The 13052-nt window shown below is 72.4% G+C and carries 14 protein-coding genes; 6 read left to right on the top strand and 8 right to left on the bottom strand.

Annotation, left to right across the window (positions count from 1 at the left end; genetic code table 11):
- Positions 1–70: 70 nt before the first annotated feature.
- The 3 genes from ABIA36_RS10815 to ABIA36_RS10805 all read right to left on the bottom strand — a co-directional run bounded on the left by ABIA36_RS10815 (position 71) and on the right by ABIA36_RS10805 (position 3465).
- Entirely contained in the window at positions 71–1390 is a 1320-nt protein-coding gene (locus ABIA36_RS10815) for a S1C family serine protease (RefSeq protein ID WP_369962368.1), read from the bottom strand.
- A gap of 129 nt (positions 1391–1519) precedes the next feature.
- On the bottom strand, positions 1520–2797 hold the full coding sequence (locus ABIA36_RS10810) for a chloride channel protein (protein ID WP_369962367.1): 1278 nt from the start codon (positions 2795–2797) through the stop codon (positions 1520–1522).
- 44 nt (positions 2798–2841) lie between these two features.
- Positions 2842–3465: a DUF4232 domain-containing protein gene (locus ABIA36_RS10805; RefSeq protein ID WP_369962366.1), complete on the bottom strand. Its 624-nt coding sequence runs from the start codon at positions 3463–3465 to the stop codon at positions 2842–2844.
- Positions 3466–3545: 80 nt separating this feature from the next.
- Here ABIA36_RS10805 and ABIA36_RS10800 point away from each other — a divergent pair, with 80 nt between their 5' ends.
- The gene (locus tag ABIA36_RS10800) at positions 3546–4643 is read left to right on the top strand and encodes a calcium:proton antiporter (RefSeq protein WP_369962365.1); all 1098 of its coding nucleotides are present in this window, start codon (positions 3546–3548) and stop codon (positions 4641–4643) included.
- Positions 4644–4655: 12 nt separating this feature from the next.
- On the opposite strand, the gene ABIA36_RS10795 is transcribed toward ABIA36_RS10800, so the two are convergent.
- Positions 4656–5252, bottom strand: a complete 597-nt coding sequence (locus ABIA36_RS10795) for a TetR/AcrR family transcriptional regulator (protein ID WP_369962364.1) — start codon at positions 5250–5252, stop codon at positions 4656–4658.
- An 87-nt stretch (positions 5253–5339) separates the two neighbouring features.
- Here ABIA36_RS10795 and ABIA36_RS10790 point away from each other — a divergent pair, with 87 nt between their 5' ends.
- A complete protein-coding gene (locus ABIA36_RS10790) occupies positions 5340–6044 on the top strand; it encodes an SDR family oxidoreductase (RefSeq protein WP_369962363.1) in 705 nt (234 codons plus the stop codon).
- Here ABIA36_RS10790 and ABIA36_RS10785 read toward each other — a convergent pair.
- Both ABIA36_RS10785 and ABIA36_RS10780 read right to left on the bottom strand, forming a co-directional pair.
- The gene (locus ABIA36_RS10785) at positions 6023–6958 is read right to left on the bottom strand and encodes an aldose 1-epimerase family protein (RefSeq protein ID WP_369962362.1); all 936 of its coding nucleotides are present in this window, start codon (positions 6956–6958) and stop codon (positions 6023–6025) included. The two genes, ABIA36_RS10790 and ABIA36_RS10785, sit on opposite strands and share 22 nt — an antisense overlap.
- Positions 6959–6973: 15 nt before the next feature.
- A complete protein-coding gene (locus tag ABIA36_RS10780) occupies positions 6974–7759 on the bottom strand; it encodes a DeoR/GlpR family DNA-binding transcription regulator (RefSeq protein WP_369962361.1) in 786 nt (261 codons plus the stop codon).
- An 82-nt stretch (positions 7760–7841) separates the two neighbouring features.
- Here ABIA36_RS10780 and galT point away from each other — a divergent pair, with 82 nt between their 5' ends.
- Genes galT through ABIA36_RS10760 form a run of 4 tightly spaced genes read left to right on the top strand, consistent with a single transcriptional unit; the run spans position 7842 to position 11589 of the window.
- The gene (gene galT, locus ABIA36_RS10775) at positions 7842–9047 is read left to right on the top strand and encodes a galactose-1-phosphate uridylyltransferase (RefSeq protein WP_369962360.1); all 1206 of its coding nucleotides are present in this window, start codon (positions 7842–7844) and stop codon (positions 9045–9047) included.
- Positions 9044–10204 (top strand): galactokinase, encoded by a 1161-nt coding sequence (gene galK, locus ABIA36_RS10770; protein ID WP_369962359.1) that lies wholly within the window; start codon positions 9044–9046, stop codon positions 10202–10204. Before galT ends, galK begins: the two co-directional genes overlap by 4 nt.
- A 43-nt stretch (positions 10205–10247) precedes the next feature.
- The gene (locus tag ABIA36_RS10765) at positions 10248–11036 is read left to right on the top strand and encodes an MBL fold metallo-hydrolase (RefSeq protein WP_369962358.1); all 789 of its coding nucleotides are present in this window, start codon (positions 10248–10250) and stop codon (positions 11034–11036) included.
- Between the two features lie 40 nt (positions 11037–11076).
- Positions 11077–11589: a gamma carbonic anhydrase family protein gene (locus ABIA36_RS10760; RefSeq protein WP_369962357.1), complete on the top strand. Its 513-nt coding sequence runs from the start codon at positions 11077–11079 to the stop codon at positions 11587–11589.
- 81 nt (positions 11590–11670) lie between these two features.
- Here ABIA36_RS10760 and ABIA36_RS10755 read toward each other — a convergent pair whose 3' ends face one another.
- Positions 11671–12159: a YbaK/EbsC family protein gene (locus tag ABIA36_RS10755; RefSeq protein WP_369962356.1), complete on the bottom strand. Its 489-nt coding sequence runs from the start codon at positions 12157–12159 to the stop codon at positions 11671–11673.
- Positions 12156–13037 (bottom strand): bifunctional methylenetetrahydrofolate dehydrogenase/methenyltetrahydrofolate cyclohydrolase, encoded by an 882-nt coding sequence (locus tag ABIA36_RS10750; RefSeq protein ID WP_369962355.1) that lies wholly within the window; start codon positions 13035–13037, stop codon positions 12156–12158. The genes ABIA36_RS10755 and ABIA36_RS10750 overlap by 4 nt, the downstream gene beginning before the upstream one ends.
- Positions 13038–13052 lie beyond the last annotated feature (15 nt).

Raw genomic sequence — 13052 nt, 5'->3', positions numbered from 1 at the left:
ACGCGGATATCGCCCGCGCGCGACACGACGAAGGCCCCGGGCACGAAGCCCGGGGCCCGCGAGACGGAACCTACGCCACCGGCCCCTGCGCCAGCGTCACCTGAGCCATGTGTGACGTTCCCGAAGCGTCGGTCCAGGCGATGGTCGCACTGTCGCCCGGGCGGAGGGCGGCGAGGGCGGCCGTGAGGGCCTGGGCCGAGTCGACCGTCGTGCCGTTCACCGCGGTGATGGTGTCGCCGGCGGTGAGGCCTGCGGAGTCGGCGGGGCCTCCGGAGACGACGCCGGAGATGGTGGCGCCGGCGTCCGAGCCGCTCGCGGTCCCCGATGACCCGAAGGAGCCGTCACCGGTGCCCGAGCCCGTGCTGTCGGTGGGTGCGACCTCCACGCCCAGGAAGGCGGGGTAGCCGATCGTGACCGTGGATGACGCCTGGCCCGACGTGATCTCGTCTGCGATGGTGAGCGCGTTCTGGATCGGGATGGCGTAGCCGGCGGTCGTGGTGCCGCCCTGCTCGGCGGCGGTGTCGATGCCGATCACCTGGTCCGCGGCATTGAAGAGGGGGCCGCCGGAGTCGCCGGCCTGGATGTCGGCGTCGGTCTGGATGAGGCCGTTCAGGGTCTCCGAGACGGCGGTCTGCTCGGCCTGGGTGGTGATGGTCTGGTCGAGCGCGGTCACGGTCCCGGGCGAGGCCGATGGGGTGCCGCCCGTGCCGCCGGCGTTGCCGACGCCGGTGACCGCGTCGCCGACGGCCGCGTCGCCCGAGGTGTCGAGGTGTGCGGTGCTGAGGCCGGAGGCGTTGCTGAGCTTGAGCACGGCGATGTCGTCGGTGGCGTCGGTGCCGACGACGGTCGCGGTGTACTGAGCGCCGGTGGAGACGACGGTGACGCTGATGCTGGTCGCGTCCTCCACGACGTGGTTGTTGGTCAGGATCTCGCCGTCGGAGGTCAGCACCAGGCCGGTGCCGGCGCTCTCCGCCTGAGCGTAGGTGAGTTGGGACGTGATGTCGACGACGCCGACCTGCTCGGCGGCGGTGGCGCTCGCGAGGACGGAGGAGCCGGCGGAGGACGACGAGCCCGAGGAAGACCCCGAACCCGAGCCGCCGTAGCCTCCGCTGCTCCCGTAGCCGTACCCGTACCCTCCCGAGCCGAACCCGTTGCGGCTCAGCGTGTTGTGGACGCTGCTGGAGGCGGAGGCGGTCGTGGAGGCAGACCCGGCGTAGGCCAGCGCCCCGAGCCCAAACGCTGATCCCACGGCGACGGTCGCGGCGACCGCGGTGCACACCACGACCACGGGCCGGCGTCGGCTCCGCGGCGCCCGCTCCGGTACGGCAGCGGTGGGCTGCGCCGCACCCTGCTCTGCTGCTACGGAGGGAACTCCCTCGACCTCGTCCATGGCTGTGGTCCTCTCGACTTCAGGCTCGATGTCGACAGCACACCGCATCCGCGTGGGAGGCGATGATGCACAGGTTTTGACGACGCCGGGAGAAGACTAGAGATTCCTATGAATCGGGTTACGGCGGGGTCACGCCACCCCGGTGACCCGCCCCCGCTCGACCACGTACCCCACCGCCACAGCACCCGCGATGCACAGCATGATCGGCGCCAGCATGTCCGGGCCTTGGTTGGTGAACTCCATCACGAGGAGCAGCGCGGTCAGCGGCGCCCGCATCGTCACTGCGAGGAACGCGGCCGCGCCGAGCAGGGCGAACGCGGCGAGCGGCTCGCCGGGCCAGAGCAGTTCCCACACGGCGCCGAGCGTCAGACCGAGGCCCGCGCCGATCGCGAACGACGGGGTCAGGGTGCCGCCGGCGGCGCCCGCGCCGATGGTGCCGACCGTCGCGGCGGTCTTGACCACGGTCGTCAGCAGGATGATCAGCACCGGCAGGGTCGCGGACAGCGCGAGCTGGCCGAGCGAGCGGCCGTTGCCGAGGATCGCGGGCAACCAGAGCGACACCACGCCGACGGCGGCGAACACCAGCGGCATCACGATGAGGATGCCCCACGACTTCGGGCGGTGGTTCTGGGCGAAGCGGGTCAGCCGCACAAAGCCGACGGCAGCGAAGCCGATGATCGGGCCCGCCAGGATCGCCCACACCACGATCTGCGGGCGCAGCGGGATCTGGTGCACGAGGTACAGCGGGTTGGCCGGCACCACCAGCCGGGCGACGAGCGCGGCGATCGCCGAGGTGGCGAGGGCGGGCAGCACCGTCGCGAAGCTGATCTCCGCCAGGAGGATCTCGACGGCGAACACCGCGCCGCCGAACGGGACGTTGTAGACGGCGGCGAGGCCTGCGCCGGCGCCGCACGCGACCAGGATGCGGCGCTCGCGCGCGCTCACTCCGGCCCGCTCGGTCAGCCACGACGCCCACCAGGCCGCGATCTCGCGCGGGGCGACCTCGCGGCCGATGGAGGCGCCGAGGCCCACGATGATCACCTGGAGGGCGGCGTTGAGGAGCGTGACGACGGCGGGCATCCTGCGGCCGCCGACCGCGGCCTCCACCGACACGATGGCGTGCACGGGGCTCCGGCGTCCCCAGCGGCGCAGGAAGAACCAGCCGACACCGCCGAGGACGCCGGCGAGGACCAGCGCGACGACGCGGCTCACCGGCGGGGCGTCGAGCAGCCCCTCCAGGAAGGTGCCCTCCGAGTAGCCGAACGCCAGGTGCTGGATGGTGTGCAGGCCGAGGTAGACCAGCCCGCCGCCCACCCCGGCGCCGACTCCCACGAGCGCGGTGACGACGACGAGCCTGGTCAGCCAGGCGGGCGTCGCGCCCGCGGGAACGCGTCGGGAGGTGGCCACGCTCCCAGGCTACTGCCAGCCGCGTCGCGTCCCGGTTATGCCGCTCACGGGGCCGCGAGCGCTCCGACGGTGAGGAGGTTGACCGTCGTGGTCGTGCACGCCGTGTAGCTGCCGGCCTTCACGAACAGCGAGTCGGTCGCCCCTGGCGGGTAGACGCGGAAGCCATCGGCCGGCTTCGGCTTGCAGTCCGCGTCGGAGTAGTTGAGAGCCTGGGTGATCTTGAGCGGCGCCTGCGCGGTGCCGCCCGGCTGCAGGACGACCGTGTCGTGCGGGGTGCTGCGGTCGAACTGGGCCGGGTTGCCGAGCTGGGTGCCGTTGCCGTCCCCCACGAACGAGACGCCGGGCCAGCCCTGCAGCGAGCACTGCGACGAGCCGGTGTTGGTGAGGACGAGGGTGACCTCCACACTGCCCGCGGCGCCGCCTCCCCCCTGGCCGATGCTCCCCGAGAGGTTCGAGGTGGCGCACTGGCCCTGGACCGGCTGGGAGGTGCTGGTCGCGGTCGGGCGCGGCGAGCCGGAGCCCGTGCCGGACGTCGAGTCCGACGCGGCGGGGGAAGAGGACTGACTCGCGCCTGAGGAGCAGCCGGCGAGGCCGCAGGCGAACGCCGCGGCGAGCGCGAGGGCGAGGGCGGGCCTGGCGATGACGGAGGCGCGAGTCGAGACGGACATGGACTATTTTCAGCACGCCGGGGCGTTGCGGGCGCAAGGACTCGCCGCCCCGTTCCGAGTCGCACTGGCAGTATGAGGGCATGAGAGCGCTCGGGACCTGGCTGGCACGCTACTGGGCGCTCGTCGTCCCCGTCATCGGGGTGGTCGTGCTGGTGGCCTTCTGGACGGTGGAGCTCGAGCCGGTGGCCGTCGGGCTGATCGCCGTCGTGCTGGCCGGGACGGTGCTGGCCGCCGTGCAGCACGCGGAGGTCGTCGCGCACCGCGTCGGTGAGCCGTTCGGGTCGCTCGTGCTCGCCGTGGCCGTGACGGTCATCGAGGTGGCGCTGATCGTGACGCTGATGACCACGGGCAAGGACACCGCGACGCTCGCCCGGGACACCGTGTTCTCCGCGGTGATGATCACCATGAACGGCATCGTCGGGCTCAGCCTCCTGCTCAGCGCCAGCCGCAAGGAGACCACCACCTTCAACGCGCAGGGCAGCGGCGCCGCGCTCGGCACCGTGGCGGCGATGGCGACGCTCACGATGGTACTGCCGACGTTCACGGTGGCCACGCCCGGCCCGGAGTTCTCGCCCGGACAGCTCATGTTCGCCGCGATCGCGTCGGTCGCGCTGTACGGGATGTTCGTCTTCACGCAGACGTTCGCGCACCGCGACTTCTTCCTCCCGGTCTCCCCCAAGGGAACGCCGCTCACCGAGGACAGCCACGCCGACGCGCCGACGACCCGCACCGCGCTGATCAGCGTCGGCCTCCTGCTCGTCGCTCTCGTCGCGGTCGTCGGGCTGGCGAAGCTGGAGTCCACCCCGATCGAGCGCGCGGTGACCGGGATCGGCCTCCCGCAGTCGTTCGTCGGCGTGATCATCGCGCTGCTGGTGCTGCTCCCGGAGGGCATCGCCGCGTCGAAGGCCGCCCGCCTCAACCGGATGCAGACCAGCCTCAACCTGGCGCTCGGCTCGGCGATCGCGAGCATCGGGCTCACCATCCCGGCGATCGCGATCGCGTCGATCTGGCTGCCGGGGCCGCTGCACCTGGGGCTCGGGTCGAGTCAGATCGTGCTGCTGATGCTGACGGTGGTCATCAGCATCCTGACGATCATGCCGGGGCAGGCGGCGCGCATCAAGGGCGGCATCCACCTGATCGTCTTCGCGGCGTTCATCTTCCTGTCGATCGTGCCCTGACCGGGCGGTCACTCACCGAGCGGCGCTGACCGCCGCGTCGCCCACCGCTGCGTCCCAGAGCGTCTCGGCGGCGAGCCGTGCCGCGAGGGGCGTTCCCCCGCACAGCGCCGCGCTCGCGGAGGCGCCGTCGAACAGGAGCGTGAGCTGCACGGCGAGCACGTGCGCCGACGCGGCTCCTGCGGCCTCGGCCTGCCGCTGGAAGTACGCGGTCAGCTCCCCCTTGAAGTGCTGCGCCACCTGGGCGGCGGGATGCTCCCGGTCGCGCAGCTCGGTGGCGACGTTGACGAACGGGCAGCCGAAGTAGTCGCCGGCCTCCGCGGCGCGATGGAGGGCGTCGTAGACGTGCAGGACCCGCTCGCGCGGGGTGCGCCCGTCGTCGCCGTCGCTGAAGTAGCCCGCGACCACGCGCGGGCCGTACTCCGTCAGCATGTCGGCGACGATCGCGTCTTTGCTCTCGAAGTGCTGGTAGATGGAGCGCTTGGAGACCTGTGCCTCCTGCGCGAGCCGGTCGACGCCGACCGCGTGCACGCCTTCGCGGATGAAGAGCCGGGCTGCGGCGTCCAGCACGCGCTCCCGGGGCTTCGGGCGGGCGGGGGTCGTCGTGGTCATGGGTCGATTCTAGAGGCCGGATTGCGCAAAGTAAACCGATCTGTGTACATTGTCGGAAACTGATCGGTTTACTTTTGGAGGATTCACATGACCGACATCACCGGACGCGTCGCACTCGTCACCGGAGCCAACCGCGGACTGGGCGCGGCGTTCGTCGCCGAGCTCCTGGAGCGGGGAGCATCGAAGGTCTACGCGGCCGCCCGCCGCCCCGAGTCGGTCGCCGTCACCGACCCGCGCGTCGTCCCGCTGGAGCTCGACGTGACCGACGCCGAGAGCATCCGCCGCGCCGCAGAGACCGCCACGGACGTCACCGTGCTCGTCAACAACGCGGGCATCGGCGTGAACCAGTCGCTCGTGAGCGGCGACCTGGCCGACATCCACCGCGAGTTCGACACCAACTTCTGGGGTCCGGTGCTAGTTACCCGCGCCTTCGCCCCCATCCTCGCCGGGAACGGCGGCGGCGCGATCGTGAACATGCACTCGGCGCTGAGCTGGTACGCCATCGGCTCCTACAGCGCGGGCAAGGCCGCGCTCTGGTCGGCGAGCAACTCTGCCCGCGTCGAGCTGGCCCCGCAGGGCATCCAGGTCGTCGGCGTGCACGTCGGCTACGTCGACACCGAGATGGCGGCACACGCGGACGGCTACAAGGTGCCGCCGGCGCAGGTCGTCGCCGAGGCGCTCGACGCCGTGGCGGCGGGAGACGCGGAGGCGATCGTCGGGGAGACGGCACAGCAGGTGAAGGCGGTCCTCCACCAGGACGTGCGCGTCCTCTACCCCCAGCTCGCCAGGTAGGAGTCGGAGGCGAAGCCGCGCGGCCGGATGCCCCACTGCGCGGACCAGGTCTCGCCGGGCTCCACCCAGCGCAGGCCCTGGCCGGTGTTGAGCGCGTTCGCCGGGGCCGTCATGGGCTCCAAGGCGAGCGCGACCTCACCGGCTTCCTTCGTCGCGAACGCCCGGTGGGTGAACACCTGGACGTACCCGAACGACGCGTCGCCCCAGAGCGTGACCGTGCGGCCGTCCGCCGCGGCGAGCACATGCTCGGCCGGCTGCCGGAGGTCGCCGAAGCCGTCGTTGAGATCGAGGTCGGCCACGACGCCGCCCGCGGAGAGGTCGTAGGCCGTGCCTGCGACCGGGGTCTCGCCGGTGACGTTCAGCCGGTCGTCGGTCTCGAACCGGGTGCCGGCGTGGACGGTCAGCGTGAGCTGGGTCGCCGGCACGTCGCCGATGCGCAGGTACGGGTGCGCGCCGATGGCGACGGGCGCGCTCCGCTCGCTCTGGTTCGTCACGGTGTGGGTGACGGTCAGGCCCTCCGTGTCGAGCTCGTGCGTGACCGTGGTGTCGAGGATGAACGGGTAGCCGGCCTCCGGGTAGATCGTCGCCGCCTGGGTGACGGCGGAGTCGGAGCGTTCGACCAGCGTGTAGGGGCGGTAGCGGAGCAGGCCGTGCGACGCATTGCCGAGCGCCGGCTCGGTGAGGGCGAGTCGCTGGGGCACGCCATCCAGCTCCCAGACGCCGTCCTTCACCCGGTTCGGCCACGGCATGAGCACAATGCCGTCGGCGGAGGGCGGTGTCGAGCCCTCCGGGAAGGGTTCGAGGATGTCCACTCCCCCGTACCGCAGAGTGCGGAGGCCGGCCGCGACCTGGGTGACCGTGGCGGTCAGGTCGCCGAACTCGAGGTCGTACTGTTCTCCCGTCGGTGCGCGCATGGGGACAGCGTATTCCTAGGCGATGGTCACGGGCAGGCCTGCGGCCCGCAGGGCGCGGACCGCGTCCGGGTCGGCGGACTCGCCGGTGAGGAGGCCCGCCACGTCCGCCAGCGCGGCGATGCGCCCGACGTGCGTGCGGCCGAGCTTGGAGCCGTCCGCGACGACCAGCGCGCGGCCGGACGACGCCACCATGACGCGCTTGAGGTCGGCCTCCGGGAGGTTCACGTTCGTGATGCCGCCGGCGGGGTCGACGCCCGTGCAGCCGATGAAGGCCAGATCGGCGTGCACCCGCTCCAGGAGCACGGCGGCCAGCGGCTCGACCAGGGAGTGCTGCAGCGGGCGCAGCGTGCCTCCGGTGACGACCACCTGGAAACGCGGGATGGCGCGCTCCAGTTCGAGGGCGATGGTGAGGCCGTTGGTGATGACGGTCACGTCCTCCAGGTCGTCGCGGTCGGCGAGGGACCGCGCGATGGCGGCGGTGGTGGTGCCGACGTCGAGCAGGACACTGCTGCCGGACTCGACGAGCGCCGCCGCGGCCACGCCGATGCGCCGCTTCTCCTCGGCGGACGACTCCAGCGCCTCCTCGAAGCTCGCCTCGCGGGTGCCCGCGCCGCGCAGCACGGCCCCGCCGTGGACGCGGCGGATGCTCTGCTGGGCGTCGAGCGCGTCGAGGTCGGTGCGCACGGTGACGTCCGAGACCTGGAACGCCTCGCTCAGTTCGGCGACGCGCACGAACCCGGTCCGGCCGATGAGGTCGAGCATCCTCTCGCGACGGAGGGCGGCGGGCAGCGGTTCGCTCATACCGGCAATGCTCCAGCGCTTGCGTTTACTTGTCAATCCGCAAGTCAATCGCTACATTTGCTTTCGGAAACGAAAGGTAAGCATGGCTGCCATCACGAAGCGCCCGCACCGCCTGTCCGACGGTCGCGACCTCATCTACTACGACGACCCGGACTCCGCGCTCGCCCCGGAGCGTGCGCCCGACCTCCGCGAGCCCGCGCCGCGCCCGGCCAAGGCCACCATGCGCCAGGATCCGCTGACGGGTGAGTGGGTGTCGATCGCCGCCGCCCGGCAGAATCGGGTCATGCTCCCGCCGGCCGAGCTCGACCCGCTGGCGCCGGCCACGCCGGGCAACCCGTCCGAGATCCCGAGCGTGTACGACGTCGCGGTCTTCGAGAACAAGTCGCCGTCGTTCGGCCCCCTGCTGGAGGACCCGGACCAGCCTGCCTCGCTGGAGGACCTGACGACGGTCGGCCTGGAGCGCACCCGCACCTCCGTCGGCCGCTGCGAGGTCGTGTGCTTCAGCCCGGCGACGACCGGCTCGTTCGGGAGCCTGACGCCGACGCGTGCGCGCACGGTCATCGAGGCGTGGGCCGACCGCACCGCCGCGCTCTCCGCCCTCCCGAACGTGCGCCAGGTGTTCCCGTTCGAGAACCGCGGGGAGGCCATCGGCGTCACCCTGCACCACCCGCACGGACAGATCTACGCCTACCCGTACATCACCCCGCGCACCAGCTCGCTCATCCGGTCGCTGGAGAGCTACGGCCCGACGCTGTTCGCGGACATCCTGGAGCGCGAGCGCGCGTCCGAGCGGGTCATTCTCGCCGGTGAGCACTGGACGGCGTTCGTGCCGTTCGCGGCGCGCTGGCCCATCGAGATCCACGTGCTGCCGCACCGCCACATCCCCGACCTCGCCGCCACCTCGGACGCCGAACGCGACGAGCTCGCCACCCTCTACCTGCGCGTGCTGCGCGGCGTCGACGCGCTCTACGAATCCCCCACGCCGTACATCGCGGCGTGGCACCAGGCGCCCGTGGGCGCACACCGCGACGACATCCGGCTCATGCTCCAGCTCACCTCCCCTCGCCGCGGCGCGGATAAGCTGAAGTTCCTGGCCGGTTCCGAGTCCGCGATGGGCGCGTGGATCGGCGACATCCCGCCCGAGCAGGCCGCGGCCGCGCTCCGGGAGGCCGTCGCCCGCGCCGACCGGGACGACCCGGTGGGCGAGCTGCCCGCCGGAATCTCGGGGCTGGTGACCATGCCCGCCCCCGACCCCGCCTCCGCCCCCGAAGGAAAGATCCCCGCATGACCGACCTGCGCACCGGCGTCCGCGACGACTTCGTCTCGATCTTCGGCCGCGAGCCCGACGGCGTCTGGTCGAGCCCCGGCCGGGTCAACCTCATCGGCGAGCACACCGACTACAACCTCGGCTTCGTGCTTCCGTTCGCGATCAACCGGCGCACCGTCGCCGCGCTGGGGCTGCGCGACGACCGCACCGTCCGGGTCGGGAGCACCTTCGCCGACGAGCTGGTGGAGATCGACCTCGACCGGCTCTCGCCCGAGGCGCTCGACGGCTGGTCGGCCTACCCGCTCGGCGTGGCCTGGGCGCTCGGCGAGTTCGGCGCCGACCTCGCCGCCGTGCCGGGCTTCGACCTCCTGATCGACTCCAACGTCCCGGTCGGGGCCGGGCTGTCGTCGTCCGCGGCGATCGAGGGCGCGACCGCGCTCGCGCTCAACGACGTGTGGCGGCTCGGGCTCGACCGGCAGACGCTCGCCCGGGTCGGGCAGCGCAGCGAGAACATCGTCGTCGGCGCGCCGACCGGCATCATGGACCAGTCCGCGTCACTGCTCGGGCAGCGGGACGCCGCCGTGTTCCTCGACTGCCGGTCGCTGGAGTCGCAGATCGTGCCGCTCGGACTCGAGGAGGCCGGCCTCGTCATCCTGATCGTGGACACCGGCGTCACCCACGCGCACGCGACCGGCGGCTACGCCGAGCGGCGGGCGTCGTGCGAGGCCGGAGCCGCGGCGCTCGGCGTCGCGTCGCTGCGCGAACTGAGCGTGGACGACCTCCCGCGCGCCCGCGGGCTCCTGGACGACGTGACCTTCCGCCGCGTGCGGCACGTCGTGACCGAGGACCAGCGGGTCCTCGACACCGTCCGCCTCCTCCGCGAGAGCGGTCCCGCCGCGATCGGCGAGCTGCTCGACGCCTCCCACGCCTCCATGCGCGACGACTTCGAGATCTCCGTCCCGGAACTCGACCTCGCGGTCGAGACGGCCCAGGCCAACGGCGCGATCGGCGCGCGGATGACCGGCGGCGGCTTCGGCGGCTCGGCGCTCGCACTGGTGCCGGTCGACGCGCTCAGCCGCGTGCAGGTCGCCCTCGACGGGGCCTTCGCCGAGCACGGCTTCGGCCAGCCGGAGCTGTTCACGGTGAACGCGTCGGAGGGCTCCCGCCGGGAGAGCTGAGCGCGTTCATCCCCCGGCCACGTCCGTTCGCCAGAATAGGACGATGACCGCACCGGAGATCACCTGGCTGAGTGCTGACACCGTCCAGCTCCGCCAGCCGAAGTCGTCGCACTGGGAGGCGCCGTTCCTGTTCCTGCTCTTCGGGCGGGAACGCTCCCTGCTCATCGACACCGGGGCGACGACCGACGAACGGGTGTTCCCGCTCCGGGCGACGGTGGACGCGCTCACCGAGGACTGGCTGCGCCGCACTCCCGCCGTCTTCACGCGGCCGTATCCGCTCGTCGTCGCGCACAGTCACGCGCACGGGGACCACATCGCGGGCGACCCGCTGCTGGCCGGGCGGCCGGGGACGACGTTGGTCGGGACCACGCCCGCGCAGGTGATCGCGTTCTTCGGCTTCCGGTCCTGGCCGGACGAGACGGTGGAGTTCTCGCTCGGGCGGCGCACCATCGATGTCATCGGCGGCCCGGGGCACGAGCCCTCGGCGGTGGCGTTCTTCGACCGTGAGACGGGCATCCTGTTCACCGGCGACACCGTGCTTCCCGGCCACCTCTACGTGCGCGACCGGGCGCAGTACCGGGCGACGATCGAGCGGCTGATCCGCTTCCGGGACGCCCCCACGGCGCCGGTGCGCGAACTGCGCGGCGCGCACGTCGAGATGTCGGATACCCCCGGCGTGATCTACCCGCCCGGGACCGTCGACCAGCCGCACGAGCTGCCGCTCGCGCTCCCGCCGCGCATCCTCGACCGGGTGCTGTCGGCGCTGGACGACGCCGGCGACGCGCCCGACGCCCGGATCGTGCGCCGACGGTTCGTGCTCGTCGACGAGTGACGCCGCGCCTTCGGTCGTCGCGGCCCCGTAAGGTGTGGGCATGACCATCATCACGCTCACCGACGGCTCCACCCCCGAGGTCGCGGACGACGCCTTCGTGGCGGCCGGCGCCGTCCTCGCCGGGCGGGTGCGGCTGCTCGCCGGCTCCAGCGTCTGGTACAACGCGGTGCTGCGGGCGGAGGCGGAGGACATCGTCCTCGGCGAGCGCAGCAACCTCCAGGACAACGTGTCCTGCCACGTCGACCACGGCTACCCGCTGACCATCGGCGCGGATGTGTCGGTCGGCCACAACGCGGTGCTGCACGGCTGCACGATCGAGGACGGGGTGCTCGTCGGGATGCACGCGACGGTGCTGAACGGCGCGGTCGTGGGCGCGGGCTCGCTGCTCGCGGCCGGGACGGTCGTCCTCGAAGGCGCCGTCATCCCACCCGGCTCACTCGTCGCCGGCGTCCCCGGCAAGGTGCGCCGCGAGCTCACCGACGAGGAGCGCGCCGGCATCCTCCGCAACGCCGCCGCCTACCTCACCCACGTCACCGAGCACCCCGCCCGCTGACACGCCCAGCCATCGCTTCCTCACTTTCTCTCCCCTGAACCCGGCGTGTCGCGGGAGGGAGTGAGGAACCGATTGCTGGGGTCAGGAGGTGGGCTCGACGGGGCCGGGCTCGCCGCCCGTGATGCGGACGAGTTCGGCGAACGTCGTCGGGAAGACCGTGTGCGCGTGGCCGGCGGCGGCCCACACCTCGGGGTAGCCGGCGAGCGCGACGTCCACGACGGTGCGGAGGCGTTCCGGGTGGCCGAGCGGGGCGACGCCGCCGATGGTCTGGCCGGTCGCCGCCTTCACGGTCTCCGGGTCCGCGCGGCGGATGCGGCCGCCGAGCCGCTCGCCGAGGAAGGCCGTGTCGACGCGGTGCGCGCCGGAGGTCATCACCAGCAGCGGCTCGCCGTCGATCGTGAAGACCAGGGAGTTGGCGATCGCGCCGACCTCCACGCCCAGCTCCGCCGCGGCCGAGACCGCGGTCGGGGTCGCGGACTCGAACCAGCGCACGCGCGGCTCGATCCCGGCCTCCAGCAGGGCGGCCTCCACCCGCTCGACGGCCGGATGCGTGCGCTCGGCGTCGGTCATGCCAGCGCCCGCTCCGCGGACTCGACGACGTTCTGCAGAAGCAGCGCGCGCGTCATCGGGCCGACGCCGCCCGGGTTCGGCGAGACCCACGCGGCCACCTCGGCCACGTCGGCCGCGACGTCGCCGGCGACCTTGCTCTTGCCGGTCACCGGGTCCTCCACGCGGCTGACGCCCACGTCGAGCACGATCGCGCCCGGCTTCACGTTGTCGGCGGTGACCAGGCCGGCGACACCGGCGGCGGCGACGATCACGTCGGCGCTGCGCAGGATGCCGTCGAGGTCGACCGTACCGGTGTGGGTGAGGGTCACCGTGGCGTTGTACTCGCGGCGGGTGAGCAGCGAGCCGATCGCGCGGCCCACGGTCACCCCGCGGCCGACGACCACGACGTGCTTGCCGTTCAGCTCGATCCCGTGCCGCAGCATCAGCTCGATGACGCCGCGCGGCGTGCACGGCAGCGGGGTCGTGATCGGCCGGTTGACGTTCAGGACCAGGCGGCCCAGGTTCGTCGGGTGGAGGCCGTCGGCGTCCTTGGCGGGGTCGACCAGCTCCAGGATCGCGTCGGTGTCGATGTGCGACGGCAGCGGGAGCTGGACGATGAAGCCGGTGCAGTCCGGGTCGTCGTTCAGGTCCTCGATCACGGCCTCGAGCTCCGCCTGCGAGATGTCCGCGGGCAGGTCGCGGCGGATCGAGGCGATGCCCACCTCCGCGCAGTCGCGGTGCTTGCCCGCGACGTACCACTGCGAGCCCGGGTCGTCGCCGACCAGGATCGTGCCGAGGCCGGGCACGACGCCCTGCTCGCGCAGCGCCGTCACCCGCTCCTTCAGCTCTGCCTTGATCGCGCCGGCCGTAGCCTTGCCGTCCAGAATCTTCGCCGTCACGCGGCCCTCCACACT

It is taken from the genome of Leifsonia sp. EB34, assembly GCF_041260585.1.
In the GTDB taxonomy this organism is placed as follows: Bacteria; Actinomycetota; Actinomycetes; order Actinomycetales; family Microbacteriaceae; genus Leifsonia.
This window is presented reverse-complemented; position numbering and strand designations above follow the sequence as displayed.

What these genes read in the sequence shown, in the direction of transcription:
- ABIA36_RS10815 (WP_369962368.1), bottom strand. Translation starts at nt 1,390, where the DNA reads ATGGACGAGGTCGAGGGAGTTCCCTCCGTAGCAGCAGAGCAGGGTGCG.
- ABIA36_RS10805 (WP_369962366.1), bottom strand. Translation starts at nt 3,465, where the DNA reads ATGTCCGTCTCGACTCGCGCCTCCGTCATCGCCAGGCCCGCCCTCGCC.
- ABIA36_RS10800 (WP_369962365.1), top strand. Translation starts at nt 3,546, where the DNA reads ATGAGAGCGCTCGGGACCTGGCTGGCACGCTACTGGGCGCTCGTCGTC.
- ABIA36_RS10795 (WP_369962364.1), bottom strand. Translation starts at nt 5,252, where the DNA reads ATGACCACGACGACCCCCGCCCGCCCGAAGCCCCGGGAGCGCGTGCTG.
- ABIA36_RS10790 (WP_369962363.1), top strand. Translation starts at nt 5,340, where the DNA reads ATGACCGACATCACCGGACGCGTCGCACTCGTCACCGGAGCCAACCGC.
- ABIA36_RS10785 (WP_369962362.1), bottom strand. Translation starts at nt 6,958, where the DNA reads ATGCGCGCACCGACGGGAGAACAGTACGACCTCGAGTTCGGCGACCTG.
- ABIA36_RS10780 (WP_369962361.1), bottom strand. Translation starts at nt 7,759, where the DNA reads ATGAGCGAACCGCTGCCCGCCGCCCTCCGTCGCGAGAGGATGCTCGAC.
- galT (WP_369962360.1), top strand. Translation starts at nt 7,842, where the DNA reads ATGGCTGCCATCACGAAGCGCCCGCACCGCCTGTCCGACGGTCGCGAC.
- galK (WP_369962359.1), top strand. Translation starts at nt 9,044, where the DNA reads ATGACCGACCTGCGCACCGGCGTCCGCGACGACTTCGTCTCGATCTTC.
- ABIA36_RS10765 (WP_369962358.1), top strand. Translation starts at nt 10,248, where the DNA reads ATGACCGCACCGGAGATCACCTGGCTGAGTGCTGACACCGTCCAGCTC.
- ABIA36_RS10760 (WP_369962357.1), top strand. Translation starts at nt 11,077, where the DNA reads ATGACCATCATCACGCTCACCGACGGCTCCACCCCCGAGGTCGCGGAC.
- ABIA36_RS10755 (WP_369962356.1), bottom strand. Translation starts at nt 12,159, where the DNA reads ATGACCGACGCCGAGCGCACGCATCCGGCCGTCGAGCGGGTGGAGGCC.